26 protein-coding genes, 1 tRNA gene and 4 pseudogenes are annotated in these 24,993 nt (G+C 71.0%); 15 read left to right on the top strand and 16 right to left on the bottom strand.

Features of this window, described 5'->3' with window-relative positions:
- Nucleotides 1-451 (bottom strand): annotated as a pseudogene (locus ABZ749_RS05105) (alpha-glucuronidase); the annotation flags it as partial.
- A 257-nt stretch (nucleotides 452-708) separates the two neighbouring features.
- Here ABZ749_RS05105 and ABZ749_RS05100 point away from each other — a divergent pair.
- Together ABZ749_RS05100 and ABZ749_RS05095 are read left to right on the top strand one after the other, a co-directional pair.
- A complete protein-coding gene (locus ABZ749_RS05100; RefSeq protein ID WP_357222856.1) occupies nucleotides 709-1,233 on the top strand; it encodes a YfbM family protein in 525 nt (174 codons plus the stop codon).
- Nucleotides 1,234-1,314 (top strand): annotated as a pseudogene (locus ABZ749_RS05095) (DUF664 domain-containing protein); the annotation flags it as partial. It lies immediately after the preceding gene.
- 38 nt (nucleotides 1,315-1,352) lie between these two features.
- Here the strand turns inward: ABZ749_RS05095 and ABZ749_RS05090 are convergent.
- Nucleotides 1,353-2,441 carry a LacI family DNA-binding transcriptional regulator gene (locus ABZ749_RS05090; protein WP_357222853.1) on the bottom strand — a complete coding sequence of 363 codons (1,089 nt, stop codon included), beginning with the start codon at nucleotides 2,439-2,441 and terminating at the stop codon, nucleotides 1,353-1,355.
- A 185-nt stretch (nucleotides 2,442-2,626) separates the two neighbouring features.
- Between ABZ749_RS05090 and ABZ749_RS05085 the strand changes: the two genes are divergently transcribed.
- From ABZ749_RS05085 to ABZ749_RS05070, 4 genes are read left to right on the top strand one after another with little or no spacing between them, the layout of a single operon-like run.
- A complete protein-coding gene (locus ABZ749_RS05085; protein WP_357222850.1) occupies nucleotides 2,627-3,847 on the top strand; it encodes an extracellular solute-binding protein in 1,221 nt (406 codons plus the stop codon).
- Entirely contained in the window at nucleotides 3,844-4,956 is a 1,113-nt protein-coding gene (locus ABZ749_RS05080; RefSeq protein WP_357222847.1) for an ABC transporter ATP-binding protein, read from the top strand. Before ABZ749_RS05085 ends, ABZ749_RS05080 begins: the two co-directional genes overlap by 4 nt.
- Nucleotides 4,953-5,852, top strand: coding sequence for an ABC transporter permease (locus tag ABZ749_RS05075; RefSeq protein WP_357222844.1), 900 nt, complete (start codon nucleotides 4,953-4,955; stop codon nucleotides 5,850-5,852). Before ABZ749_RS05080 ends, ABZ749_RS05075 begins: the two co-directional genes overlap by 4 nt.
- Nucleotides 5,852-6,742 carry an ABC transporter permease gene (locus tag ABZ749_RS05070; protein WP_357222840.1) on the top strand — a complete coding sequence of 297 codons (891 nt, stop codon included), beginning with the start codon at nucleotides 5,852-5,854 and terminating at the stop codon, nucleotides 6,740-6,742. Before ABZ749_RS05075 ends, ABZ749_RS05070 begins: the two co-directional genes overlap by 1 nt.
- Here ABZ749_RS05070 and ABZ749_RS05065 read toward each other — a convergent pair.
- Nucleotides 6,720-8,252, bottom strand: coding sequence for a gluconokinase (locus ABZ749_RS05065; RefSeq protein WP_357222837.1), 1,533 nt, complete (start codon nucleotides 8,250-8,252; stop codon nucleotides 6,720-6,722). The genes ABZ749_RS05070 and ABZ749_RS05065 overlap by 23 nt on opposite strands.
- Nucleotides 8,253-8,384: 132 nt before the next feature.
- Between ABZ749_RS05065 and ABZ749_RS05060 the strand changes: the two genes are divergently transcribed.
- The gene (locus tag ABZ749_RS05060; RefSeq protein WP_357222834.1) at nucleotides 8,385-9,152 is read left to right on the top strand and encodes a class I SAM-dependent methyltransferase; all 768 of its coding nucleotides are present in this window, start codon (nucleotides 8,385-8,387) and stop codon (nucleotides 9,150-9,152) included.
- 12 nt (nucleotides 9,153-9,164) lie between these two features.
- On the opposite strand, the gene ABZ749_RS05055 is transcribed toward ABZ749_RS05060, so the two are convergent.
- The 5 genes and pseudogenes from ABZ749_RS05055 to ABZ749_RS05035 form a co-directional block, all read right to left on the bottom strand.
- The gene (locus ABZ749_RS05055; RefSeq protein WP_355008580.1) at nucleotides 9,165-9,878 is read right to left on the bottom strand and encodes a hypothetical protein; all 714 of its coding nucleotides are present in this window, start codon (nucleotides 9,876-9,878) and stop codon (nucleotides 9,165-9,167) included.
- Between the two features lie 107 nt (nucleotides 9,879-9,985).
- Nucleotides 9,986-10,648 (bottom strand): response regulator transcription factor, encoded by a 663-nt coding sequence (locus tag ABZ749_RS05050; RefSeq protein WP_357222830.1) that lies wholly within the window; start codon nucleotides 10,646-10,648, stop codon nucleotides 9,986-9,988.
- A 25-nt stretch (nucleotides 10,649-10,673) separates the two neighbouring features.
- Nucleotides 10,674-10,799 (bottom strand): annotated as a pseudogene (locus ABZ749_RS05045) (sensor histidine kinase); the annotation flags it as partial.
- Nucleotides 10,800-10,893: 94 nt separating this feature from the next.
- Nucleotides 10,894-11,391 (bottom strand): annotated as a pseudogene (locus ABZ749_RS05040) (sugar transferase); the annotation flags it as partial.
- A gap of 549 nt (nucleotides 11,392-11,940) precedes the next feature.
- Nucleotides 11,941-13,014, bottom strand: coding sequence for an LCP family protein (locus ABZ749_RS05035; protein ID WP_357200623.1), 1,074 nt, complete (start codon nucleotides 13,012-13,014; stop codon nucleotides 11,941-11,943).
- A gap of 239 nt (nucleotides 13,015-13,253) precedes the next feature.
- On the opposite strand from ABZ749_RS05035, the gene ABZ749_RS05030 reads away from it, so the two are divergent.
- The 3 genes from ABZ749_RS05030 (at nucleotide 13,254) to ABZ749_RS05020 (ending at nucleotide 16,022) form a co-directional block, all read left to right on the top strand.
- Nucleotides 13,254-14,087 carry a class I SAM-dependent methyltransferase gene (locus ABZ749_RS05030; RefSeq protein WP_357222827.1) on the top strand — a complete coding sequence of 278 codons (834 nt, stop codon included), beginning with the start codon at nucleotides 13,254-13,256 and terminating at the stop codon, nucleotides 14,085-14,087.
- Between the two features lie 4 nt (nucleotides 14,088-14,091).
- Nucleotides 14,092-14,910 carry an MOSC N-terminal beta barrel domain-containing protein gene (locus ABZ749_RS05025; RefSeq protein ID WP_357222824.1) on the top strand — a complete coding sequence of 273 codons (819 nt, stop codon included), beginning with the start codon at nucleotides 14,092-14,094 and terminating at the stop codon, nucleotides 14,908-14,910.
- Between the two features lie 110 nt (nucleotides 14,911-15,020).
- Nucleotides 15,021-16,022, top strand: coding sequence for an expansin EXLX1 family cellulose-binding protein (locus ABZ749_RS05020; RefSeq protein ID WP_357222820.1), 1,002 nt, complete (start codon nucleotides 15,021-15,023; stop codon nucleotides 16,020-16,022).
- A 4-nt stretch (nucleotides 16,023-16,026) separates the two neighbouring features.
- On the opposite strand, the gene ABZ749_RS05015 is transcribed toward ABZ749_RS05020, so the two are convergent.
- The 4 genes from ABZ749_RS05015 to bcp form a co-directional block, all read right to left on the bottom strand.
- Entirely contained in the window at nucleotides 16,027-16,554 is a 528-nt protein-coding gene (locus ABZ749_RS05015; protein ID WP_357222817.1) for a GNAT family N-acetyltransferase, read from the bottom strand.
- Between the two features lie 109 nt (nucleotides 16,555-16,663).
- A tRNA-Leu gene (locus tag ABZ749_RS05010) sits at nucleotides 16,664-16,737 on the bottom strand.
- Nucleotides 16,728-17,324 (bottom strand): HNH endonuclease, encoded by a 597-nt coding sequence (locus tag ABZ749_RS05005; protein ID WP_357222814.1) that lies wholly within the window; start codon nucleotides 17,322-17,324, stop codon nucleotides 16,728-16,730. The genes ABZ749_RS05010 and ABZ749_RS05005 overlap by 10 nt, the downstream gene beginning before the upstream one ends.
- Nucleotides 17,325-17,354: 30 nt before the next feature.
- Nucleotides 17,355-17,831 carry a thioredoxin-dependent thiol peroxidase gene (gene bcp / locus ABZ749_RS05000; protein ID WP_357222811.1) on the bottom strand — a complete coding sequence of 159 codons (477 nt, stop codon included), beginning with the start codon at nucleotides 17,829-17,831 and terminating at the stop codon, nucleotides 17,355-17,357.
- A 261-nt stretch (nucleotides 17,832-18,092) separates the two neighbouring features.
- Here bcp and ABZ749_RS04995 point away from each other — a divergent pair, with 261 nt between their 5' ends.
- Genes ABZ749_RS04995 through ABZ749_RS04980 form a run of 4 tightly spaced genes read left to right on the top strand, consistent with a single transcriptional unit; the run spans nucleotide 18,093 to nucleotide 20,774 of the window.
- Entirely contained in the window at nucleotides 18,093-18,809 is a 717-nt protein-coding gene (locus ABZ749_RS04995) for an energy-coupling factor ABC transporter permease (protein ID WP_355005418.1), read from the top strand.
- The gene (locus ABZ749_RS04990; protein ID WP_357222807.1) at nucleotides 18,806-19,234 is read left to right on the top strand and encodes a PDGLE domain-containing protein; all 429 of its coding nucleotides are present in this window, start codon (nucleotides 18,806-18,808) and stop codon (nucleotides 19,232-19,234) included. Before ABZ749_RS04995 ends, ABZ749_RS04990 begins: the two co-directional genes overlap by 4 nt.
- A gap of 14 nt (nucleotides 19,235-19,248) precedes the next feature.
- Complete coding sequence (gene cbiQ, locus ABZ749_RS04985) at nucleotides 19,249-20,019, top strand: cobalt ECF transporter T component CbiQ (protein ID WP_357222804.1); 771 nt, start codon at nucleotides 19,249-19,251, stop codon at nucleotides 20,017-20,019.
- Entirely contained in the window at nucleotides 20,016-20,774 is a 759-nt protein-coding gene (locus ABZ749_RS04980; RefSeq protein WP_357222801.1) for an ABC transporter ATP-binding protein, read from the top strand. The genes cbiQ and ABZ749_RS04980 overlap by 4 nt, the downstream gene beginning before the upstream one ends.
- Nucleotides 20,775-20,958: 184 nt before the next feature.
- On the opposite strand, the gene ABZ749_RS04975 is transcribed toward ABZ749_RS04980, so the two are convergent.
- The 4 genes from ABZ749_RS04975 to ABZ749_RS04960 are packed head-to-tail and all read right to left on the bottom strand — an operon-like array spanning nucleotide 20,959 to nucleotide 23,900.
- Nucleotides 20,959-22,047 (bottom strand): hypothetical protein, encoded by a 1,089-nt coding sequence (locus ABZ749_RS04975; RefSeq protein ID WP_357222798.1) that lies wholly within the window; start codon nucleotides 22,045-22,047, stop codon nucleotides 20,959-20,961.
- Nucleotides 22,044-22,760, bottom strand: a complete 717-nt coding sequence (locus ABZ749_RS04970) for a thioredoxin domain-containing protein (RefSeq protein WP_355005413.1) — start codon at nucleotides 22,758-22,760, stop codon at nucleotides 22,044-22,046. The genes ABZ749_RS04975 and ABZ749_RS04970 overlap by 4 nt, the downstream gene beginning before the upstream one ends.
- Nucleotides 22,753-23,277 carry a MauE/DoxX family redox-associated membrane protein gene (locus ABZ749_RS04965; RefSeq protein ID WP_357222796.1) on the bottom strand — a complete coding sequence of 175 codons (525 nt, stop codon included), beginning with the start codon at nucleotides 23,275-23,277 and terminating at the stop codon, nucleotides 22,753-22,755. Before ABZ749_RS04965 ends, ABZ749_RS04970 begins: the two co-directional genes overlap by 8 nt.
- A 32-nt stretch (nucleotides 23,278-23,309) precedes the next feature.
- Nucleotides 23,310-23,900, bottom strand: a complete 591-nt coding sequence (locus ABZ749_RS04960; RefSeq protein ID WP_357222793.1) for a sigma-70 family RNA polymerase sigma factor — start codon at nucleotides 23,898-23,900, stop codon at nucleotides 23,310-23,312.
- Nucleotides 23,901-24,072: 172 nt separating this feature from the next.
- On the opposite strand from ABZ749_RS04960, the gene ABZ749_RS04955 reads away from it, so the two are divergent.
- The coding region (locus ABZ749_RS04955) for a copper resistance CopC family protein (protein ID WP_357222790.1) at nucleotides 24,073-24,993 on the top strand (921 nt) is incomplete at its 3' end.

Here is a 24,993-nt window from a genome sequence, read left to right as displayed (position 1 = left end):
GGCCCACCAGCGGCGAACTCGTGGGCGTGCCCACCACGACCGCGCCGTCCGGGACCGTGCCACCGGCGACCGTCGCGACGGGCGTCGGCTGACCGAGCAGCCCGCCCAGACCGCGGACCAGTTCGTCCCGGGCGGCGCCCAGCGTGGTCTCGGCGAGCTTCTCGCTCGAATCGGGGCCCATGGCGAGGTCGGTGGTGTGCCGGTGGACCTTCGTGGCGTCGGCGTTCTCGACCACGATCGCCGTGGCCGCGCGGAGGTAGTCACCGCGCAGCTTCGCATCGTCGACCGGTACGTATCGCAGCCACAGGTCGGAGCCGTTGTAGTCGTCCGGCGACGGGGCCGCGGCGACGGGCGTGGTGGTGGCGACCGTGAGGGTGGCCGCGACGGTGGCCAGTGCCGTGCCCAGCACGATGAGGGTCCGTCGTAGCCTGGGCGTCGAGCCTCGGATCATCGCCGTCTCCTCGTTCGTCCACTCGTCGCCGTGCGCCCGGCGCGGGAGCACGACGACGTCGACAGATGGGTGCGCGTCGATGTTGCTCGGTGGGGCCGTGCCTCGGCAACGAGTTGTCGTTTCTTGCCGCGGCCCGTGCGGCCCCAATCTCCCCGACACGTTCCGCGAGAGCGGCCCTCGACATGGTGGAACATGGCTGCGGAATCTCGGTGCTGTCCGGAATTGTCGTAGCCGGTACTTAGGCTGCCGCGGTGAGTATGAACGGCAACTGGCTGCGCGTTTCGCCCGACGAACTGGAGCGGGCGAGGACAGACCTCGGCTGGGCCTACGACCTCGCGATGACGCAACGGAACGACGACTCTGAACGCTGGGAGGGCATCGACAAGGCCTGGGACGGGTTCGAGTTCCTCCTCGATCGGCTGGGCTTCGAGATTCCGCTGGTCTCGGGCGCGGAGCGGTTCGTGGAGCTGCCCGACGTCGAGCCCGACAGCGAGGAGATGTTCGACTTCCTGGAGAACCTCGAAGACGACTGGGGCTACGGGCCGCCCTCCTATCTGACACCGGTCGACGTCGCGACGGCGGCCGCGCGCCTGGCCGAGCTCACCCAGGACGACCTCATCCGGGGCGTCGACCCACAGGAGCTGGTCCGGGCCGACATCTACCCCGGAACCTGGGACCGACCCGGCCAACTTGCGTGGGTGGCCCATTACCTGCCCGACGTCCAACGCTTCTTCGGTGCGGCCGCCAGGGATGGCGCCGCGCTGATCTGCTGGCTCGACTGAGCGGAGACCGCACGCCATGCGGGTCACCTCGACGTCGTGCGCGAGCTGATTGACGGAAAGACAGGCCTCGGCCCTCGATAGCTGCCTTCCCCCTCGAACGGGCCGCTCTCGGGACGTGTTCACTGCTCCGAGGGAGGTGGCAGGCTCGCGGCGAGCGCCGGCCGCTGGCGTATCCACGGTCGGGGGCGACCCGCTTTCCGGTCGCGGGCGGCCGTCGACTGGCGGACAACGAGGCGTACCGGCAGGACCATCGGCCGTCCGGTGTGCCCGGGGGCGCCCTCGATCATCGTGAGCAGGTGCCGGGTCGCCGCGGAACCCTCCGCGTAGAACGGTGCCGCGACCGTGGTGAGGCCGGGGGTGACGATGTCGGCGGCGAGAGTGTTGTCGAAACCCACGATGCTGACGTCGCCCGGAACGTCGACGCCCATCCGGGTGAGGCCCCGGATGAGCCCGATCGCCATCTGGTCGTTGAAGGCGAGGACGGCGGTCGCGGGACGAGCGCGCAGCTCCTCGGCAGCCCGTTCGCCACCCTCGATGGTCGGGCTGAACGGGCCGATCTGGCGCACCTTGATTTCGAGTTCCATGCCGGCTTCGAGCAACGACCGCCAGCGGATGCCGTTCGGCCAGGACGCCTGCGGCCCCGCGACGTAGGTGATGTGGTCGTGCCCCAGTTCCCCGAGGTGCTCGGCGGCCCGCCGGACCCCACGGGGGTTGTCCGTCACGACGCAGGGCACGTCGGCGACGGAGCGGTTGAGGACCACCACTGGCCGCTGCTTGGCGAACATCCGGATTGCCGAGTCCGACATCCGGCTGCTGGCGAGCACGATCCCGTCGACTGTCGACATCGTGCGTTCGATCGCCGCGCGCTCCACCCGGTCGGACTCCTGGGCGTCGATGAGCACCATGGTGTACTCGTTGTGCATCGCCGCCTCCTGCGCCCCGCGCACGATCCCGGCGTACACCGGGTTGGTGATGTCGGCGATGACGAGCGCGATCATGCGCGTGCGGGACGTGGCGAGGGCGCGGGGAAGCGGGTTGGTCCGGTAGCCCAACCGCTCGGCGACCTGCCGGATCCGTTCGGCGGTCTCGGAGTTGACGCGACTCGGCCGGGAGAAAGCGCGGGACACCGTGGACGGTGAGACGTCCGCCTCAAGGGCGACGTCGTAGATCGTGACTCGCTTTTCCGGCGGCCTGGTGTGGTCGGGCATCTGCATGCTCCTCCCGGCTACGCGCCGTGATCATGGTATGACGGCCGTGAATACTCGGCAATGCCCCCGCAACAATCCAGCGCCCGGAACACATTCGCGCGAGGCAATACATGGCAACCCGTTGCCGCCGCGGCGCGCCGGCTGCCTCAATCAGCACTGATGACACCTGGCGGAGGGAACGGCTCATGGGTATCTCACGACGCGGCGCTCTCCTGGTCACGGCATCGTCGCTTCTGGTGGGCACGGTCGGGTGTGGGGCACCCGAGGCCCCCGGCGACAACAAGGGCGACAGCACCGGTGAGGTGCCGCAGCGGCCCGGTAAGGCCGTCACGCTCAACGTCCTCGACGTGGCGGGCAACCTCCAGCTGACCCAGGCAATGATCGACGAGTTCGTCTCGAAGAACCCCGACGTGATCTCCCGGGTGACCTATTCGAAGGCGCCGGCGCCCGAACTGGCCGGGAAGATCAAGGCCCAGCAGGGGGCGGACCGGGTGGACATCGGCCTCGTGCTGACCGGCGTCGACGGTCTGGCCGCCGGGATCGAGCAGGGGCTCTGGATCGACGTGTTGCCAACCTTCCAGGACCGCCTCGGCGCCATGAGCAACTATCTGGCACCGGCCGCCGCGATGCAGAAGCTCGCTGGCAACGCGGGCGTCACCGTCACCTACTACCCGTCAGGTCCGCTGCTCGAATATCTGCCGTCCCGCCTGGCGACGCCACCCACCAGCGCGGACGCGCTACTCGCCTGGGCCAGAGCCAACCCCCGGAAATTCCAGTACGCCCGGCCGGCCAACTCCGGACCGGGGCGGACGTTCCTGATGGGTCTGCCCTACATCCTGGGGGACACGAACCCCAAGGACCCCACCGCGGGCTGGGACAAGACGTGGGCCTTCCTCAAGGAGTTGGGCCAGTACGTCGACTACTACCCGTCCGGCACCACCGAGACGATGAAGAACCTCGCCAACGGCACCGCGCATCTCATCGTCAGCACAACCGGTTGGGACATCAACCCGCGGGTGCTCGGCACGGTGCCCAAGGAGGCCAGGATCACCCCGATCGACGGCTTCCACTGGGTCACCGACGCGCACTACGCCGTCCTGCCCAAGGGCGTGTCGACCGACACCCAGGCCGCGGTGCTGGCCCTGCTGGCGTTCATGCTCACCCCTGAGCAGCAGGCGAAGGCGTACGACGAGGGTTACTTCTACCCGGGCCCGGCGATCAAGGAGGTCCAGCTCTCGTCGGCGCCGCAGAAGAGCCAGGACGCGATCCGGGAGTTCGGCCGCCCCGAGTACGACGTGCTGATTGCCGGAAACCCGACCGAGGTCCCGCTCGACGCGAAGAGCCTGGTGGCGGCGTTCAGCCGCTGGGACCGCGAGATCGGCGGCGGCAAGGTCAAGCAGGGATGAGCGCCTTCACCCAGCTGCGGCTGGACGGGGTGTCCCGCCGCTTCGGTGGTCAGGCCGCGCTCACCGACCTGGACCTGACGATCGAGGCGGGGGAGTTCATCGCCCTGCTCGGCCCGTCCGGCTGCGGCAAGTCGACGGCGTTGAACTGCCTGGCCGGGCTGCTCCCGTTGACGCAGGGGAGCATCTGGCAGGACGAGCGCCGCATCGACACGCTCCCGCCGGAGCGGCGCGGCTTCGGCATGGTGTTCCAGAGCTACGCCCTCTTTCCGCACCTGACGGTCCGGGCGAACATCGCCTTCGGGCTGCGGATGCGGCGGCTGCCCAAGGAGGAGACGCGCCGGCGTACGGCGGAGGCGGTGCGGCTGGTGCGGTTGGAGGACCACGTCGACAAGCTCCCCGGTCAGCTCTCGGGTGGCCAGCAGCAACGCGTCGCGATCGCCCGCGCCGTCGTGTTCGAGCCGTCCCTGGTGTTGATGGACGAGCCGCTGAGCAACCTCGACGCCAAACTGCGCCTGGAGATGCGGACCGAGATCCGCCGCCTGCACCAGTCGTTGGGGCTCACCACCGTCTACGTGACCCACGACCAGGAGGAGGCGCTGTCCCTGGCCGACCGGCTGGTGGTGCTGCGGGAGGGGCGGGTGCAGCAGATCGGCTCGCCGCGTGAGCTGCACACCCGACCGGCGAACTGGCACGTCGCCGACTTCATGGGCTATCGCAACCTGTGGCGGGGGCGGGTGGAGCAGTCCGACGGCGGCCGGGCCACCGTCGAGTCGTCCGGCCATCGCCTGCTCGGCGAGGTGGTGGGGGGCCTCCAGCCCGGCGCGGACGTCGTGGTCGCGGTACGCCCCGAGGACATCCGCGTCGACGGGCCCGGCGAGACCCGCAACGCCATGTCGGCGACTGTCGAGGTGGTGGAATACCAGGGCCGCGAGTTGGCGGCAGAGGCCCGCACTGACACCGGGCTGCTGCTGCACCTGCGGACCGAGCAGCGGATCGCGCCGGGCGACCAGGTCAAGCTCGCCGTCGACACGCAGCGGCTGCTCGTCTATCCCGCCGACACGTCGGCGCAGCCCGACCGCCTCGCAAACGCCCCGGAGGCGACGCGGTGAGCGGCGCCGGGCCCGGGAGACCGCTGGCGCACTGGCAGCACCGCCTCGCCGAGCGGGGCGTCGATCGCCAGCTCTGGTTGCTGGTACCGGCCCTGGTCTTCGTCATCGCCCTGTTCCTCTACCCGTTCTTCTACGGGCTGACGCTCTCGTTCCAGCCGACCAGAGGCGGGCCGTTCAGCGACTACGCCCGGTTCTTCTCCGACTCCTACGAACGGGGCACGATCTGGATCACGCTGCGGATCGCGTTGCCCGCCGCGCTCCTGAACGTCCTCGCCGCGGTGCCGATCGCCTACCGGATGCGTGGCCGGTTCCGGGGCAAGCGGCTGGTCACCACGCTGCTGGTCGTGCCGATCACGCTCGGCACGGTCCTCACCGCACAGGGGTTGCTGAACTTCCTCGGCCCGACCGGCTGGTTCAACCGGATCCTGTTGGCCGGCAACCTGGTCGACGAGCCGGTGCGGCTGACCCACAACTACTGGGGCGTGTTCTTCTCGCTGGTGATCACCGGCTTTCCGTTCGCGTTCCTGCTGGTGCTGTCGTACCTGTCCGGCATCGACCCGACCCTGGAACGGGCGGCCGCGACGCTGGGCGCGGACTGGCGTCGACGGTTCACCCGGATCACCCTGCCGCTGCTGATGCCCGGCCTGGCCACGACCTTCTGCCTGACGTTCGTCCTGGCGTTCAGCGTGTTCCCGTCGGCCGTTCTGGTCGGCAACCCGGCCGGAGAGACCCGGGTCATCTCCCTCGCCGCCTACCAGGCGGCCTACGAGCAGTACGACTACCCGTACGCGTCGGCGATCGCCATGATCATGGGCTTCGTCGAACTGGTCATCATCGCTGTGGTGCTGGCCGCCCGTAGCCGCTTCTACACCGGCTCCACCGGAGGCAAGGGCTGATGGCAACGAGCACCCAGGCCCCACCAGCGCGGCCCCCCGCCACCAGCACCGACCGACGGCGGCGCATCACCGCGCGCCCGGCCGCCTGGATCGTGTGGGGCGTCGTCATCTTCTTCTTCCTCAACCTGCTGGGCGTCGTGGCGTCCGTGCTGGTCAGCTCGTTCGGCCGGCGCTGGTTCGACACCTGGCTCCCGGACGGCTACACCACCAGCTGGTACGCCCGAGCCTGGGACGAGTTCGCGCTGTTCCAGGTCATCGTCGTGACGCTGGAGGTCTCCGTACTCGTCGTTGGCCTCTCGCTGGTGATCGGCGTGCCGGCCGCCTACGCCCTCGCGCGGCGCTCGTTCCCGGGCAAACGGCTGATCTTCCTGGTGTTCCTGCTGCCCATCCTGATGCCCCCGATCACGTACGGCATCCCGCTGGCGACAGTCCTCTACAAGTTCGGCCTGGCCGGGCACATGTCCGGGGTGGTGCTCGCCAACCTCGTGCCGTCGGTGCCCTTCGTCATCCTGACCATGACCCCGTTCATCGAGCAGATCGACCCGAGGATCGAGAGCGCCGCGCGCATGTGCGGCGCCGGCCTGCGGACGGTGTTTCTCCGGGTCCTCACGCCGCTGCTCGTGCCGGGCATCCTCGCCTCCGCGATCCTCGTGCTGGTCCGCACCGTGGGCATGTTCGAGCTCACCTTCCTGACCGCGGGGCCGGACTCGCAGACCCTGGTGGTGGCGCTCTACTACTCCATGTCCGCGTCCGGGATCAGGGCTCAGCAGTCGGTCGACGCCATGGCGGTCATCTACACCTCGATGATGCTGGTCCTCCTCGTCGTCGCGCTGCGCTACGTCAACCCGACCCAGCTGGTGGCCCGGGTCAAGGACGAGCCGGAGCACTGAGGCCGGCGCCGGCCGCCTCGTCGAGGATCTCGCCCAGGCGGCCCGCGACGGTGAGGAGCGCCGGCAGCCTCGTCCGCAGACCGCGATAGGCCGCGGCGAGAGCCGGGTCCACCGCGACGGGCTCGCCGCGGGCGACACCGGGATCGAGCTGGGTGACCGCCTCCCGAAGATCGCAGGTCTGACCGGTCGCGAAGAGCCCGAGGGCCGCCGCGCCGAGGGTGACGTGCTCGGCCACACCCGCGACCCGGACCGGGCAGTCCAGCACCGCCGCCATCACCTCGCGCCACAGCGGAGACCCGAAGGCACCGCCGGTCAGGCGGACGCTGCGGATCGGCGTCAGCGCGGCCAGCCGGTCACGGACACCAGCGAGTTGCAGGCAGACACCCTCCACGGCGGCCCGCACCAGGTGGCCGCGCGAGTGCTCGCTGCGCAGGCCCAGGAACGCGCCCGGCGGGGCGCAGCCCTGCGGCGGGGCCTCATCGGCCCGCAGGTAGGGCAGCATCACGAGACCATCGCTGCCCGGTGCGATCCGCTCGGCGAGATCCAGGAGCGCGGGCGCGGCCCCGTCGTCACCGAGGACACCTCCCGCCCACCGTACGACGTTGCCGCCGTTGCTGAGCGCGCCGCCGACAACCCACGCGTCGTCGGTCAACGCACCGCAGGAGAAAGTCTCCGCCGGGTCGGTGAGGGGAGCCTCGACGACCGTTCGCAGGGCCCCGGTGGCCCCGAGCGTCAGGCCACCGACGGTGGGGTCGGTCGCCGCCGCGCCCAGACTCCGCAACGGACCGTCACCCGCGCCTACGACCACCGGCGTGCCGGAGGGCAGGCCGACCGCGCGCCCGGCGATCGCCGACAACCGCAACACCGCCGTCGTGGGCAGCACCGGGGGCAGCTGACTCTCGGACACCCCGGCAAGATCGAGTACTGCCGAACTCCACAGCCGACGGTGCACGTCGAACATCCCGGTGCCCGATGCGGAGGACAACTCGGTCACCAACATCCCCGTGAGCCGATGGACCACGTAGTCCTTGAGGCCGATCCACCACCGCGTCGCGGTGCAGAGCCGCGGCTCGTGGCGGGCGAACCACAGCAGCTTGCAGAGCGGGTTCATCGGGTGCACGGGTGTGCCCGTCAACCGGTGCAGTTCCCGGCTCTGGCCGGACAGCCGCAACTCGCGGGCCGCCTCCGACGACCGCCTGTCGTGCCGGGTCAGCAGCGGCGTCACCGGCGTCATGGCCGCGTCCAGCCCGATCAGGCCGTACCTGGCGGAGCTGAGCGCGACGGCGACCACCTCCGCCCCGCAGGTGCCGGCCACACACGCGGACATCGCCGCCACTGTGGCCGCCATCAGCACGTCCGGGTCCTGTACCTGCCAGCCGGGTATCGGCTCAAGCAGTGGGTACTCCCGCGTCGCGACGTGTCGGGCGGTGCCGTCCAGTGCGAACGCGACAGCCCGCACGGCCCTGGTGCCCACGTCGACTCCGACGATCACCCGCCGCTCCGGCCCCATCCGCCCATGGTCGAGCGGTGTTCGGCGGACCGGCAAGCGGTTGCGCGCAGTTGTCGTCACGCCGGCCCGCAGCCGACCCGTTGGCGCGGAAGATCGGGCGTCACCGACGCGAGTGGTGACAGGATTGCCCCCATGCCTGCTCGCGCACTGAGCTTCGGAATGGTGGCCAGACAATACGAACGGTACCGGCCGGGGTACCCCGCCGAGCTTGTCGACCTGGTGCTGACGTACGTGGGCCGGCCCGTTCGAACGGCCCTCGAGATCGGCGCCGGCACGGGCAAGGCGACCCGGCTGTTCGCCGCAGCGGGCGTCACGGTCACCGCGACCGAACCGGACCGGGCCATGCTCGCCGAGCTGCGCAAGCACGTGCCAGCAGGCGTCCACACCGTCCGCGCCGCGTTCGAGGACCTGCGGCCGGGCGCGACGTACCACCTGGTCTACGCGGCGGCGGCCCTGCACTGGACGACACCGCAGGGGCGGTGGTCGCGGATGGCCGCGCTGCTGGAACCCGGCGGCGTGTTCGCCTCGTTCGGTGGACCCACCCAGCTGGTCGACCCGGCGGTGGCGGACGCTGTCCGCGCCGCCCGGGCGCCCTTCCTGGAGAGCGACGAGATCCCCTCGCCCGACGGCACGCCCCCGGAGCAGGCCATGCAGTGGCCGGGCACCGAGCTCCAACGGTCCGAGTGGTTCACCGATGTGCAGCAGACCGTGATCGAGCGTCGACTGACGATGAGTGCGCGCGACTACGTCGGGCATCTGTCGACGATCTCGGCGTACCTCGAGCTGTCGATCTCCACGCAGGAGCAGGCCTTCGCCCAGATCGAACAGGTCCTGCCCGAGACCGTCGAGCTCCGCGCCGACCTCATCGTCCATCTCGCCCGTCGGCGCCCCGATCAGTAGCGCCGACGGCGCTCAGACCAGGAACTCCTCCCGCATCCGCGCGCCCAGGTTGATCCCGCCGACCGCCCGAGGGCCGGCCGGATCGTGCACGGCGACGGTGTTGTTGCGACGCATCAGCTCCCGGACCGCGGGTGGCAGTCGCGGCGGGTCGTCCATGGCCGCGAGGACCTGCCCGGCGCTGACGATCAGCCGATCGGCCAGGGTGGCGGCGTCGGTGTCCACCCGCACCCGGCCGTACTCCCAGCCGGAGGTGGTCAGGTCGAGCACCTCGAACACGCGGGTCACCACCGGGTTCGGGTCGGTCACCCGGTCGAGCCGGGGCGCCCGCTTGCCGACCACGGTGACCGCGGCGGCCACCTGCGCGTACGGGTGGAAGCCACACGGCAACGCGAACAGCGGCCAGCGCAGGGCCGGGCCGGCCTCCTTCCACAGCGGCCGGTAGTTACGGCGGTGCACCAGCAGCCGTCGGCCCGTCCGCCGGTGGATCTCCTGCGCCTGGGCCTGAAGGTCCACGTGGGCCTCGTCGGCGACCTGACTCACGATCCGGGTCGCCACCACCAGGCCGTCGTCGCTGTCGAGCGAACCGGTGAGCGCGTCGACCTGCTCGTTGAACCGGACCCGCGCGTGGGGGCCGTACCGGGACTGGACGTCGTGCAGCAGCGCCTGCTGGCGTCCCGGGTCGAGCTGGACTCGCCTACCGCCCAGCAATCGACGGAGCCAACGCATGTCGCCTCGATTCAGCAGAGCCGTCGCGGACGGCGGCAATGCTAGTGCGTCGACCCTCCCTCATGTTCCCAAGGGGGGTTGATCGACTCGGCTCTCGGAGACGGCGATCACCGCCGACGGGGCGTGATCAGCCCTGACTCGTACGCCCACACGACCAACTGGGCCCGGTCGCGGCAGTGCAGCTTCGTCATCGCCCGGTTGACGTGTGTCTTGGCGGTCAGTGGACTGATCACCATGCGCGCGGCGATCTCGTCGTTGGGCAGCCCACGGGCGACCAGTTCGACGATCTCCTGCTCCCGGGCGGTCAGCACGTCGCGTCCGGCGGTCGGCACGGCCGGCGGTGGTCCGGCCACGAACTCACTGATCAGTGTGCGGGTGACGGTCGGCGCGAGCAGCGCGTCACCGCGCGCCACGACCGTGACGGCGTGCAGCAGGTCGGCGGGGTCGGCGTCCTTGAGGAGGAAGCCGCTGGCGCCCGCGCGGAGCGCGGCGAACACATAGGAGTCGAGCCCGTAGTTGGTGAGGATGAGAACGCGGATCGCCGCCAGGTCGGGATCGGCGGCGATGCGCCGGGTGGCCTCGATGCCGTCGAGGCCCGGCATCTGCACGTCCATCAGGACGACGTCCGGGCGCAGACTCCGGGACAGGTGGACGGCCGAGGTGCCGTCGGTCGCCTCGCCGACGACCTCCAGGTGGTCCTCGGCGTCGAGCAGTGCCCGGAAGCCGGCCCGCATCAGCGCCTGGTCGTCGGCGATCAGCACCCGGATCATCCCGGCTCCTGGGGGAGGCCGGCGGTCATCGTGGGCCGTCCAGCGGGAAGGTGGCCCGTACGGTGAAGCCGTGGTCGTCGTGCGCGGCGGTCCGTAGTGTGCCGCCCAGGGCGCTGACCCGCTCCCGCATGCCGCGCAGGCCCACGCCCGGGGTCGCCGATGTGGTCGCCGTGCGAACGGGACCCCCAGAGGGGGGTGGCCGCCCACAGGTCGCACTCCGCCGTCCGTGGCCGGGCCAGGATCTCCATGAGTGAGGTCTCGGAGCAGTTCGCGTCCGCGACGATCACCACGTCGCACTCGCGCAGACGTACGAGGCTGTCGAGGTCGTCGAGGGATCCGATCAGCGGCAGCGCCGACGGGCCGTCCGGGGTGTCGACACAACCCACGAAGCGCAGGCCGTACTGGGGGTAGCGGCGCAGGAGCCGGGCGAGTTCCACGGCGGTGGGGCCACTGCCGACGATGATGGTGTTGTGCTCGACCCACCGGCGCTTGCGGGCGACGATGGCGAATTCTCTGGTGAAGGCCCGCCCGAGGATGACGAGCCCTGCCGACGCGGCGACACCGCGGGTGAAGCCGAAGACGTACTCGGCGGATTCGTGACGCATCGCCGCGACGATGGCGACCGCAGACGCCGCGGCCAGCAGACGCCCGCAGAGGCTCGGCACCTCGTCGAGGAAGCTCACGTGCCGTCGTGCCCGGTAGAGGCCGCCGCTGGCAAAGACGATCACGGTCAGGACCGTCATGGCCAGGGTGCCGCGCCAGTACTGCTGAGTGACGAGCAGCGGCGTCAGTAGTGCCAGGACGTCGACCGGCGCGGTCATCATCCAGGCCCGCAGCCACCGGGTCCGGGTCGAGGCGCGCGAGCCGGCGTACGGCAGGACGGCGGTCGTGTCCAGGCCGGCGCGAGGCTCGTGCTCTTCAGGTGCGGGTGCGGGTGCGGGTGCCGGGACCGGCGAGGTCGAGCGCCGGTCGGCGGGCGCCGGGAAGGCCGGGGTCTGGTGGCCGGAAGTCTGGTGGCCGGCAGGCTGGTAGCCGGGAGGTTGGTAGCCGGCCGGCTGGTAACCGGGGAACTGGTAGGCGGGAGGGCGACTCCCGCCGCGGCTCCCCTCGTCGTCCCCCTCACCGTCGCCCTGGGCGTCGGTGGTGTTTCCGGCCCGGTCCTCGGCCGGCACCGGTCGATGCCACATAGCGGGCTGATTGGACATTGTGGACCTCCCCGTGAGGGCCGGCTGACCTGGCCGGTCCGTAATTCGAGACAAGGCGGCGGACGGCAACGGCCACCGGCCCAGGGGTTACTTGGCGCTGGCGAGAATCTCGTCGACGGAGTCCCGGCGCACGGCATCATAGAAGGTCTTTGCCTTCTCGGTGTTCGCGAAGACGACGCTCTCGCTGCCCACTCGACCGGTGCCCTTCGTCGGGCTGGTGACGAAGGTGAGGTTACGACCACGGAGGCTCCGCAGGTCTGTCGCCATGCTGACGAGCGACATCTTCTCGTCCACCGCTACGGCGCTCGAGGTCGCCTTGACGAAGGAGTTGAGCCGCCCGGGATTGGTGACGATGCCACCGGACACGGCCTTGTCGAGGATGGCCTTGATGACCTGCTGCTGGTGACGGATGCGGGCGAAGTCGCCGTCAGCGAACTGTTTGCGCTGGCGGGAGTAGTCCAGGGCCGTCTCGCCGTCCATCCGCTGCATTCCCTGCTCGAACTTGCGGAACGGCGGGTGGATCGACGTGAACGACTTCTCCGCATTGATGTCGACGCCGTCCAGGGCGTCGATGATTTCCTTGAAGCCAGCGAAGTCGACAATCATCACGTGGTCGATTCGCACCGTCGTGAACGATTCGACTGTTTGCACCATCAGCGGAACGCCACCCCAGGCGTACGCTGCGTTGATCTTCGCATCGCGGCCGCCGTGCCCCCCGTTCTTGGCCTTCGGCACGTTCACCCAGGTGTCCCGAGGGATCGAGACGAGTTGCGCGCTGGCCCGGTCCTTCGGGATGTGCGCGACGATGATGGTGTCCGTGCGCGAGCCGCCAGTGCTCTCCGGGTCGCGGGAATCGCTGCCCAGGATCAGGATGTTCATCGCGCCGCCGGCCACCGCCTGCGGACGCCCCTCCTCGGGAACGTCGGCGAAGGCATCCACCCGGTCGATGTCCTTCTCGACCGAGCGGAGATAGAGGGCGCCACCGATCATGCTGCCGCCGCCCAGGATCGCTGCGACTACCAGGCAGATGACGAGGACGCGACGCCAGCGAGGGCCACGACGTCGCCGCTTGCCCCCGGCCGGGACATCCTCGTGCGGATCGACTGCGTGTGGATCGACGAACTGGGTGTCGGCATCGGTGTACCGCTGAGCACCAGACATGTGGGCGATGCTACTGATTGCGTGCGCCTGTCGTGCACCCTCGTCCTTTCGGCTATCGCATGCCTGCCGACCGGGGCGGCGAACCCGGCCCTGCGTTCGGACGGACTGCCGGTAACGCCGGCCCGGGAAGGTTTTTCAGGCCCTATTCTGCTGCCCCTGCGGTTGGGTGAAAGCAACGTGAACATCGGGTTTCGCGAGGACGCTCCCGCTGCCGCCCGAACCCTGCTACAACGGCAGCCGTGGATCGAATCAAGCTCCGACGGGCCGTCGCGCGTACTCCACTCGCCCCGATCGCCGCCTTTCCCAAGAGGCTTCGCACTGTCGCGCGGCACGACGCGAAGATGCTGCGCCGCTCGGCGCGCTGGCTGCTGACCTCCCGCGAGCACCACAACTACACGTACGACCTCACCTCGTTGAGCCGCAACCACCTCGCCTGGTTCGTCAGCGTGGTCTGCGACATCCCGGTCAAACAGGTACGGGCGTACCTCGGCGAGATCGAGTCGGACGACGGCCTGCGCCAACACCTCCTGGCGGCGATCGCCGCCTCCGACCGGCGCGGCCTCGCCGACAAGGAGATCCGCTACGCCCGGCGGATCGGCTGGTACGCCATCGTCCGTGCCACCCGCCCCACCCACGTCGTCGAGACCGGCGTCGACAAGGGACTCGGCAGCGTCGTCCTGGCGTCCGCCCTGCTGCACAACGCGCAGGAGGGGCACCCGGGCCGCGTCACCTCCCTGGACATCAACCCCGAGGCCGGCTACCTCGCCCGGGTCGCGCCGTGGTCGGAGGTCGTCGACCTGGTGATCGGCGACTCGATCGCCTCGATCGGCGCGCTGGACCGCCCGGTCGACCTGTTCCTGCACGACAGCGACCACAGCCGTACCCACGAGAAGCGTGAGTTCGAGGCCGTGGAACCCAAGCTCGCACCCGGCGCGATCCTGCTCACCGACAACGTCACCACCACCAACGTGCTCGCTGAGCACGCCGAACGCACCGGCCGGCGGTTCCTCGCCTACCGGGAGACCCCGGCCAACCACTGGTACCCGGGCGACGGGATCGGCGTGGCATGGTAGCCGGGTGCGGCTGACCTCGATTCACACGTACCCCGTCAAGGGTTGTCACCGACTCGACCACGACGGCGCGTTCGTGCACCGGTGGGGTCTGGCCGGCGACCGGCGTTGGATGGTCGTGGACGCCGACGGGGTCGGCGTCACCCAGCGGGACACGACCCGGCTCGTCGGCCTGCGCGCCTCCGTGCACCCCGGGGGTCTGTCACTGCGCGCCGACGGGCACCCCGACCTCGACGTGCCCGAGCCGGCCGGCGGCGAACCGGTAGCGGTCCGTACCTTCCGCAGCCGCACCTTCCCGGTCCCCGCGCTGCCGGCCGGCCACGCGGCCGACGACTGGCTCGGAGCCCTGCTCGACCGACCGGTCCGACTGGTCTGGCTGGCCCAGCCGACCCGCCACCTGGCCGCCGGGACCCGCGAACACGACACCGGTGACCAGGTCAGCTTCGCCGACGCCTACCCGGTGCTGCTGGCCAACGCCACCTCCCTCGACGCCCTCAACGACTGGCTGGCCGAGGCGGGGGAGGAACCGGTGCCGATGACCCGCTTCCGACCCAACCTGGTCGTCAGCGGTGCCCCGGCCTGGGCCGAGGACGACTGGGTGGGTCGGCGGCTGCGCATCGGCGACCGGACGTTCCAGGCCGCCGGGCCGTGCGACCGCTGCGTGGTGACCACCACCGACCAGGAGACCGGGGTACGCACCAGGGAGCCGCTGCGCACCCTCGGGCGGCACCGCAACGTCAAGCAGAAACTCCTCTTCGGACTGAACCTGGTGCCGCTCGACAGCGGACCGCTGGCGGTGGACGCCCCGGTGGTCCTCGCGCCCTGACCGGGAGCCGACCAGCAACCGGCACCTCACGGTCACCGTCCGTCGATGCTGTCTTAGCTTTGGCTTAGCCCGCTTGTCCGTAGCCGACCGGGTCCGGCAGCATCGCCGTCGTGACGGACGGAAGCGCTGTCGACATCAACATCGACCTGGACCATCCTCCAGAGGACCGGCCCGCGCCGTCGTCCGGCGCGAAACCCTGGCTGGTAGCCACCGGCGTCACAGTCCTCGCGGCGACGCTCGGGCTCACCCTCACCCTGCGATCCGGCTCCACCCCGGCCTGCGCCGCCGGCCGGACGCTGGCCGCCGCGCCGCCCACCGGCAACGCCACGCACACCGGCAAGGCCACCTTCTACGACTCCCAGGGCGCCGGCGGCAACTGCTCGAACCCGGCTGCCCCCGCCAACCGGCTCTACGTCGCGCTCGGTCCGACGGAATACTCCGCCGGTGCCGCCTGCGGCGGATTCCTCGACGTCATCGGCCCCAAGGGCACCGTCCGGGTGCTCATCATGGACCAGTGCCCGGAGTGCGAGCCCGGCCACCTCGACCTGTCCCGCGAGGCGTTCGCCCGGATCGCCGACCCCGTCCAGGGCCTCGTTCCGGTGACCTACCGCGCGGTGGTCAACCCGCCTCTTCCCGGACCACTCAGCTTCCGGATCAAGGAGGGCGCGTCGCAGTGGTGGTTCGCCGTCCGCGTCGGCAACCACGGCAACCCGCTGCGGTCCGTCGAGGTCCGGCAGCGCGACAGCGACCCCTGGCAGTCGGCCGCCCGGCAGGACTACAACTACTGGCTGATCGCCTCCGGCGCCGGGCCGGGCCCGTTCACCGTCCGGGTCACCGACGTCTACGGCAACCGGGTCGCAGCCGGCGGCATCAGAATGGCACCGGGCCAGGTGCAGAACAGCACGATCCGGATGTACGCACCCGGTGCCGGTGCCGGTGCCGGTGCCGCCACCCGCCGTCCGTCCGCGTCGACCCGTCCGCCGAGCAGCCGACCCGCCGTCACGCCGACGCCGACCCGTCGCTCAGTCGAGGTGGCGAGGACGAGCGCTCCGGCCACCGACGCGCCGACCACCAGTTCGGCCCGGGCCAACGCCCGGTGGTGCGAGGGCTGACCGCTCAGCCGGCCACCGTCAGATCGAGCCACATCAGGATCTCGTCCCGGTCGTCATCGGGGGCCACCCGCAACGCAGCCGGAAGCCGGCCGACCTCCCGGTACCCGAGGCGACCGTAGAACTTGTCCAACCCCAGCCCGTCGCGCACCGTGACGTGCAGTGCCTCGTGGCCCAACGCCCTGCCCAGCCGCTCGGCCTCCACCATCAGCGCCGAGCCGTAGCCGGTGCCCTGGGTGTCCGGGTGAACCATCACCCGCTTCACAGTGCACCAGTGCGCCGTGAGCGGAAAACGGTTGTCACTGAAGATCAGCATTGCCGCCAGCCGGTCCCCGGAGTAGCCGACCAACAGTCGGTCCGGTCCGTCGGCGATGCCAGCGAAGGTCGGATCGGCGGTGACGTGCACGTCGGCGGCGGTGACCGGTGGTACGAAGCCAACCGCCCCGCCCGCGTTGCTGACGTCCACCCAGAGGTCGACGATCTCGGCGCGTAGCTGCGGGGTCAGGTCAGGATCAAGGACGAAGCGCAGACTCACGCTCGCCATCCTGGCTCAACGACCAGGGCCACGACCCGCGGCAGTGACGTGCCCGACAACCGATCCTGGCTCCGTCCGAGCCAGGATCCGTCGCCACTCCATGGCGATGTGGGGCCGACGGGATTCGAACCCGCACTGGTGCGGACCTAAACCGCATGCCTCCTGCCGTTGGGCTACGGCCCCTTGAAGCTGTACTCCACCAGCGTCCACGGCCACTCCGGCTGACGCGGCAGTCGCCTGCCTATCGGGAAGCCGGTCGGAGTAACCGCATCAGGATCGTAGACCACCTCGGGCTCCGCCAGTGCAGGCCGTCGCTGACCAGCGTATGTAGAGGTCTGACTGTGGCAATTAGGGCAGAGCAGACGTAAGTTGCGCGGCCGGTTGTCGAGAAAATCGCCATTGATGTGGTCCACGTGCAGCGTCAGCCTGGCGCCTTGCCACGTTGACCCGGTGCCGCACACCTCGCAGGTCTCGGGCAGGCCGATTGTCGCCAGGGCGCGTTTGAGGCGGATCCCCGGGATTCGGCGGGAACCGGCCGGCAGCACTACCAGCAACTCCGTGGGGGACATTCGCCGCCAACGCACGCCTCGATTGTGTGCCTGGCCGGTGAAGTGCGACGTGTCGATGCCGAACCGCTTGAGCTGTCGGCTGATGTGCGCGTGTGAGCCACCGCTGACGCGAACGCCGAGCAACCGCATCACCTCGGTGATGTTGCGGGCGACGGCGGCAGCGGCGGCCAGTGCTTCCGGCGTGTACTTGTATCGGACCACTGACGGACCGTAGCGCCCCGGTGCGACAGGTCAGTCCAGGCCGAGGTCGCGGCGGAGCTTGGCGACGTGCCCGGTGGCCTTGACGTTGTAGAGCGCCCGCTCGACCTTGCCGTCGGCGTCGATCACGAACGTCGAGCGGATCACGCCGGTGACGGTCTTGCCGTAGAGCTGCTTCTCGCCGTACGCGCCGTAGGCGGTGAGCACCGACTTGTCCGGGTCGGACACCAGCGGGAAGGTGATGGCGTCGCGCTCGCGGAACTTCGCCAGTTTCTCCGGCTTGTCCGGAGAGATGCCAACGACCTCGTAGCCGGCGGCCTGGAGTGAGGCGAGTGAGTCGCGGAAGTCGCAGGCCTGCTTGGTGCAGCCGGGAGTCATCGCGGCCGGGTAGGCGTACAGGACCACCTTGCGACCTCGCAGGTCGGCGAGGGAGAGCTGGTCGCCGCTGTCGGTGGCGAGGGTGAACTCGGGCGCGGGGTCACCGGGGGAGAGTCGGTCGGGCGAGGTCATGGCCCCGACCCTACCGCCGTGCCGGCCAGAGCCATCACCGACGACGCGGGCCGTCGCCACGAGCGCGCGCCTGTCGTCTGTCGGCTGGGATACGGGGGTGATCATCAGGGGGTGGGCTGGTGGAAACCCGCCGTTCATGCGCCTGACCAGGTAGAGGTGATCAAGGCCATGCCCTGTTGCCAGGCTCTGGCAACAACTAGTCCTGGGAAATAGGCTGTCCCACGCCGGCCCAGTCGGGCCCGCTGACGCGTAGGAGGTCGCGTGGAGACACTGGCGATGCACATCTCGAACGGGATCATCGACGGTCCCGTGGCGGCGATCTTCGCTGCGCTCGCTCTTGCCGCGCTCACCTTCTGCGTTCTGCGCGGCCGGCGCGACCTGGACGACCGGCTGGCCCCGATGGCCGGCCTGGTGGCGGCGTTCATCTTCGCCGTCCAGATGCTCAACTTCCCGATCTTCACGGCCGGTGTCAGTGGCCACCTGCTCGGTGGGGCGCTCGCCGCGATGCTTGTCGGTCCGTGGGTCGGCGCGCTCTGCGTCTCCGTGGTGCTGGTCGTGCAGGCGCTGGTCTTCGGCGACGGCGGCGTGGCGATGCTCGGCCTCAACATCACCAACATGGCGCTGCTCGGCACCGCCGCGGCGTACGCGCTGATCGCGCTGCTGCTGCGGGTGCTGCCCCGGACGCGGGCTGGTCTGGCGGTGACCGCGTTCGTCGCGGCGATGCTCAGCGTGGTGGTCGCGTCCCAGGGCTTCGTCGTGCAGTACTGGCTGGGCGGCACCACCGACCTGGGCGGCAACCTGGCCGGCCTGGCCGGCACGATGGCCGGAACCCACCTGCTGATCGGCATCGGCGAGGGCCTGATCACCGCGACCACCGTGCTCACCGTCGCGAAGGTGCGACCCGACCTGGTGTACGCGCTGCGCTCCCTGCGCACCCCCACCACCCCCGCTGTCCCGGTCTCCGGAGGTGTCCGATGAAGAACCGTTCCTGGGCCTTCCTGGCCGGCGGCCTGCTGGTCGCCCTGCTGCTCGCCGGCGTGGTCAGCAACTACGCCTCGTCCCACCCGGACGGGTTGGACTCCTCGCTGCTCAAGGGCTGCACCGTCGACGCCGACGACAACATCGTCGGCGGCAGCTGCCCGGCCCAGCAGGCGAAGGACCACGAGTTGGCCGACAGCCCGCTCGCCGACTACGGCGTACGGGGCGTGCGGAACAGCTTCGTCTCCACCGGCCTGTCCGGGGTGCTCGGGGTGCTGGTCACCTTCGCGGTCGGGGCCGGCGGGTTCTGGCTGCTGCGCCGCCGGGGCGGTACGCCGACCGACGCTGACGCGGCCACGCCCACCGGGGACGCCACGCCCGCCGAGGATGACGCGGCGACGTCGCGCGCCGCCACGACAAGCTGAACAGGGGTACGCGGATGGGAGCTGGTCACGGGCACGTGCTGTACCGCGAGTCGGACTCGCCGGTGCACCGGCTCCCGCCCGAGGTCAAGATCGTGGCGATGGTGGTCTTCACCCTCGCCGTGGTGGCCACCCCACGGGAGGCGTACTGGGCCTTCGGCGCGTACGCCGTGCTGGTGGCGGTGGTGGCGACGCTGGCCCGGGTGGGCCCATGGTGGTTGCTCAGCCGCGCGTTGATCGAGCTGCCCTTCGTGTTGTTCGCGGTCGCCCTGCCGTTCCTCGGCAGCGGCGACCGGGTCGAGGTGCTGGGCCTGCGGCTGTCCGAGGACGGGCTGCACGGCGCGTGGAACATCCTGGCCAAGGGCACCCTGGGGGTGCTCGCCTCGCTGCTGCTCGCCGCGACCACCACCACCCGCGACCTGATCGTGGGGCTGGACCGGCTGCACTGCCCGCAGGTGCTCACCCAGATCGCCTCGTTCATGCTGCGCTACCTCGACGTGCTGGTCGGCGAGGCGCGGCGGATGCGGGTGGCCCGGATATCCCGTGGAGACGACCCACGTTTCCTGTGGCAGCTGCGGGGCTTCGCGGCCGGGATCGGGGCGTTGTTCCTGCGCGCCTTCGAGCGCGGCGAGCGGGTCTATCTGGCGATGCTGTCCCGGGGTTACACCGGGCGGATGCCCGCCGTGTGGCAGGGCGAGGGTGCGGCGAGCGCCGGTCAGTGGCTGGTCGCGGCGACCGTACCGGTGTTGGCGGCCTCCATCGCCGCGACCGCCGTCGTGCTGTCATGATCGGTGTCGTGCAGACCGCTGTCTCGCTGGACGTTCGGGGTGTTCGTTACGCGTACCCGGACGGGCACGTCGCCCTTCAGGGGGTCGACCTGAACGTGCCACGGGGCGACCGGGTGGCGCTGCTCGGGCCCAACGGCGCCGGCAAGACCACGCTGGTGCTGCACCTCAACGGCATTCTCACCCCGACCGAGGGCAGCGTGAGCGTCGGCGGGCTGACCGTCACCCCGGACCGGGGCACCCTGGCCGAGGTCCGCCGCCGGGTCGGCATCGTCTTCCAGGACCCGGACGACCAGTTGTTCCTGCCCACGGTGGCGGAGGACGTGGCGTTCGGGCCGGCGAACCTGGGTCTGCGCGGGGCAGAGTTGGCCGCCCGGGTGGACGAGGCGCTCGCCGCGGTGGGGATGAGTGAGCACCGGGGCCGGGCCCCGCAGCACCTGTCGTTCGGGCAGCGTCGCCGGGTGGCGGTGGCCACCGTGCTCGCCATGCACCCGGAGATCCTGGTGCTCGACGAGCCGTCGTCGAACCTGGACCCGGCGGCCCGTCGGGAGCTCGCCGAGATCCTGCGCGGCCTGCCGGTGACCCTGCTGATGGTCACGCACGACCTGCCGTACGCGGCGGAGCTGTGCGAGCGTTCGGTGATCCTCGACGACGGCCGGATCGTCGCTGACGCCCCCACCACCACCCTGCTCAACAACGCACCCCTGCTGGCCAGACACCGTCTGGAACTGCCCTACGGCTTCACCCCCCACCCGTAGCTCCCCTCTCAGCGGCCAAACTCCGCCCCGCCCCGCGCGCCTCACGCCCCGCCCCCTGCCCCGCCGATCTTGCAGTTTCTGTCCCCGCCTTTGGGGTGAAAGCCGCATATGGCCAACCCAAAGTGCAAGATCGGCGGGGCGAGGGCGCGGGCGCGGGGCGCGGGCGCGGGGCGGGTTGCGGGGGTCAGGGGGCTGGAGTTGGGACTGCTGTCGCGGTGGTGCGGGAGGTGGCGTGCAGGCGCAGGATGCCGGCGGCTGTCGCGCCGGCCCCGGTGATCAGGAAGAGCGCCACCATCACCCGGGCGGCCGCGGGCGACCAGGGCACCGGGGCGATGGCGCGGGCGAACACGGCGGCGTTCGACGCTCCGGCGAAGAGCGCCAGGCAGGCCCCGGCCAGCGCGACCACGAAGTCGGCGGCCGGGCGGCGGCTCAGCGCGTACCAGCCGGCGACGATCGCGCCGAGGCCGGTGATCAGGGGCCAGATCTGCCCGGAGAGCAGCCCGACGAGCACTCCGCCAACGCCCTGGGCCCCCGCGTCCAACTCCCGTCCCACCGGGTACCCGACGGCCAGCGCGCCGCCGACGATCAGCAGCACGCCGAGCGCGGACAGCGCGCGGGCGCCGGCCGGGGCGGTGGCGGCGAACAGGCCGAGCGCGCCCACCGCGAGCAGCCCCACGATGGTCACGGCCCACCAGGTGTACGCGTCCGGCGGCGGCACCCAGTCCAGCGTGCCGCCGATCACCATCGGGTCGGTGCCGTCGCGCAGCGGGATGGTCCAGTCCCGGACCCGGTGCTCGCGGTCCGGTGCGGCGCGTACCGCGGCCGGTGGTGCCGACTGCCGCCAGAGCGCGCGTTGGTCGTGCCAGCGCGCTGTGGTGCCGTCGTCGACCCGTTGCCAGGAGGGTGCGGCGGCCGGGTCGGCCTCGGCCGGGAGTTCGGTGTCCCCGTCGATGGTGCGGTTCAGGTACGTGGCGGGGGAGTGGCTGTTCTCGAAGACTCCGTCCGGGCCGACGCGCAGGTACGGCTCGCCGGAGTAGCCGATGACCTCGATGGTGCGGCCGGTGCGGTTGGTCAGTTCCAGTCGGGCGCCGGCCTCGATGACGCGTACCTCAAGCCCTGGCTGTGCCGGTGCGACGCCGGTGGTCCGGGTGCGGTAGTCGGTGCCGTCCGGTGCGTCCGCGCCGTGGGCGGCGGCGGGCGCCGCGCTGATCACCGTGGCCAGGCCGGCTGCGGCGGCGACCAGGCCGGCGCGGCCCAGCAGGGTACGGATCACTTGCCGGCCGCCGCCACGGCTGCGGTGAGAGCGTCCGGGGTGGGGTTCTCGACGGGTTGACCGTTGACCTTGACGGTCGGCGTGCCGGTGACGTTGCTCCGGCTGGCGTCGTCGGTGACGTGTTCGGTCCAACCCTTGTACGTCCCGTCCTTCACGCAACTGCCGAAGGAACCCCGGTCGAGGCCCACGCTGGTGCCGATGTCGATGAGCGTGTCGTCGGTGAGCCCGGCGCTGCCCTCCGGCGGCTGCTGGGCGAAGAGCGCCTTGGCGTACTCGTGGTACTTGCCGCCCGCCGCCGCGCAGCCGGAGGCGGCCGAGGAGCGGGTGGAGTACTGGGTGGTGGAGAAGCGGTTGAGGTACGCGACCGGGTGGTAGACCACTTTCGCCTTGTTGTCGGCCACCAACTGTTCGAGGGTGGACCCGCTGGTCTGCTCGAACTGCTTGCAGGCCGGGCAGAGGAAGTCTTCGTAGACGTCGACGGTGACCGGCCCGCCGCCGGTGACGATGCCGGTGCCCTCCGCGTTGGCGCCGGGTGGGGTGGTGAAGTCGTCGGAGCGCTGGCTGGACCAGACGGCCCAGCCGATGCCGGCGGCGATGACCAGGACGACGACCGCGGCGGCGGAGACCCAGATCGTGCGGCGGCGGCGCCGCTCGCGGGCCAACTGCTCGCGGACCACCCGGGCGGCGTCCCGCTGCCCCTTGCGACTACTCATCCTCGTCCTCCACAACGGGTTCGCCGGACAACCACCCGTCCACCGATACCGGCGTACGCGGCCAGATCAGCAGAAATCCGGCCAAGACCAAGAATCCCAGGTCCCGGAGGATCTCCGGGAGGTAACTGGGTGCCTGCCCCGCCGCCAGTTGCCCGCCGCTGCCGAAGCAGCCGCAGTCGATGGCCAGCCCTCGCGCCCAGGCCGAGGCGATTCCCGCGATGAAGACCACCAGCAGCGCGGCGGACACCCCGGCGACGAGCCGGGTGGCCAGACCGAGCAGCAGCAGCACGCCCAACGCCAGCTCGACGAAGGGCAGCGCCGCGCCGATCACTGTCGCCACGTCGTACGGCATCACCTGATACGCGTTGACCGCCCGCCCGGAGGCGGCGAGGTCGCTGACCTTCGACGCGCCGGCGACCAGCCAGACGGCGGCGAGGCCGAGTCGGGCCGCGATGCCGAGCCACGGCCGGACCAGTGGCCATCGGCCCGGCCGGGTGGAAGGTGCTGTCACGCTCATTTGTCGTCCCGTCCGCGCCGGAAGTTCCGCGTTCAGCCGGCCAGGGCGTCGCCGACCGCCTCGACCAGGTCGTCCCGGGCCCGGGCGACCCGGGACCGGATGGTGCCCACCGGCACCCCTTCGACGGCGGCGGCCTCGGCGTACGACAGGCCGAGCAGTTGGGTGAGCACGAACGCGGAGCGCCGCTCGGGGCCGAGGCGACGGACGAGGTCCGCGGCGCCGAACTGGCCGGCCGGGTCGGGGTGCGGTCGGTCGGTGTACGCGTTCGCCGCCAGGCGCTCGTCGAGCCGCCGACGCCTGATGACAGTGCGCAGGTGGTCGGCGCAGGCCCGGCGGGCGATGCCGAGCAACCAGGTGCGGGCGCTGGAGCGACCCTCGAAGGCGGGAAGTGCCCGGAACGCCCGCAGGTAGGTTTCCTGGGTCAGGTCGTCGGCGCTGTCCGGGTCGACCAGGGCGGCGGCGAACCGCCAGACCTCGGCCTGGGTCAGCCGGACGAACGCCGCCTGGGCGCTCGGGTCGCCGTCGCGGGCGGTCAGCGCCCACTCGGTTGCCGGGTCCCGGGCGACCTCGTCGGCCGGCTCGGCCGGACTGACGGCACCGGAGTCACGCGGGACAGGGATCACGACACACCAGGTTACGCGGCAGCCGGCGGCGCGTCAGGGTCGTTCGACCCTTGGATGGTCTGCGCCACGTCGGGAACTTTTCTCCGTTCCGGGCCGACTACCAGTTCATGACGTGCGACCACCGACGCCCCCACCCCCCTCGGGTCGCCGAAAGGCACACCTATCGGCGACCATGTCCGGCATGACTGTCGCCCCCCGCCGCTGGGCCGCCAGGCTGGCGGCAGCCGCCGGCCTGCTCGTCACCGTCGTCGCCCTGTTGATCGCGCCAGCCACCTCCGCCAGCGCCCACGCGGTGCTGGAGAGCAGCAGCCCGGCCGCCTCCTCCATCGTGCCGAGCGGGCCGTCCGAGGTGGTCCTCACGTTCAGTGAGTCGGTCCGCAAGGTGCCCGGCAAGATCCGGATCATCGCACCGGACGGTTCCCGGGCCGACCGGGGCGAACCGTCGTTCGGTGACGCTGTCGTGACCATCCCGGTGGACCCGGCCGGCTCGCGCGGCACCTACCTGGTCAGTTTTCGGGTGATCTCCGCCGACAGCCACCCGGTTTCCGGCGCGTTCACCTACTCGGTCGGCGCGCCCTCGACCCCACCCGTCGACTCCGGCACTGACAGCCGCGCCAACCCGGTGGTGGAGACGGCGGTGAAGGTCGCCCGCTTCCTCGGCTACGCGGGTCTGGTGCTGCTGGTCGGGCCGGCGCTGGTGCTCGCCGCCCTGTGGCCGCGCCGGCTCTCCCGCCGGGGACCGACCCGGCTGGCCTGGACCGGCCTCGGTCTGGTGGCCTTCGCCACCCTCGCCGACCTGTGGTTGCAGGTGCCGTACACGGCCGGTGGTGGTCTCTTCGACGTCACCGGCGAGGGGTTCGGCACTGTCTTCGGCAGCACCTTCGGCGCCGCCCACCTGGTCCGACTCGGCCTGCTGGCAGCGTCCATCTTCCTGCTCCGCCCGCTGCTGGCCCGGCCCGCCGGCCGCGCGGACGCGATCATCCTGGCCGTGCTCGGCGGCGCTGCCCTGCTGACCTGGCCGCTGGCCGGGCACGCGGCGGCCTCCCCGGCGCCGGCGGTCTCGGTCCCCGGTCATCACCCCCGGGCCCGGATC

It is taken from the genome of Micromonospora sp. NPDC047753 (assembly GCF_040642735.1).
GTDB lineage: Bacteria > Actinomycetota > Actinomycetes > Mycobacteriales > Micromonosporaceae > Micromonospora.
The sequence above is the reverse complement of the archived record's forward strand: the minus strand, read 5'-3'. Positions and strand labels throughout refer to the sequence as shown.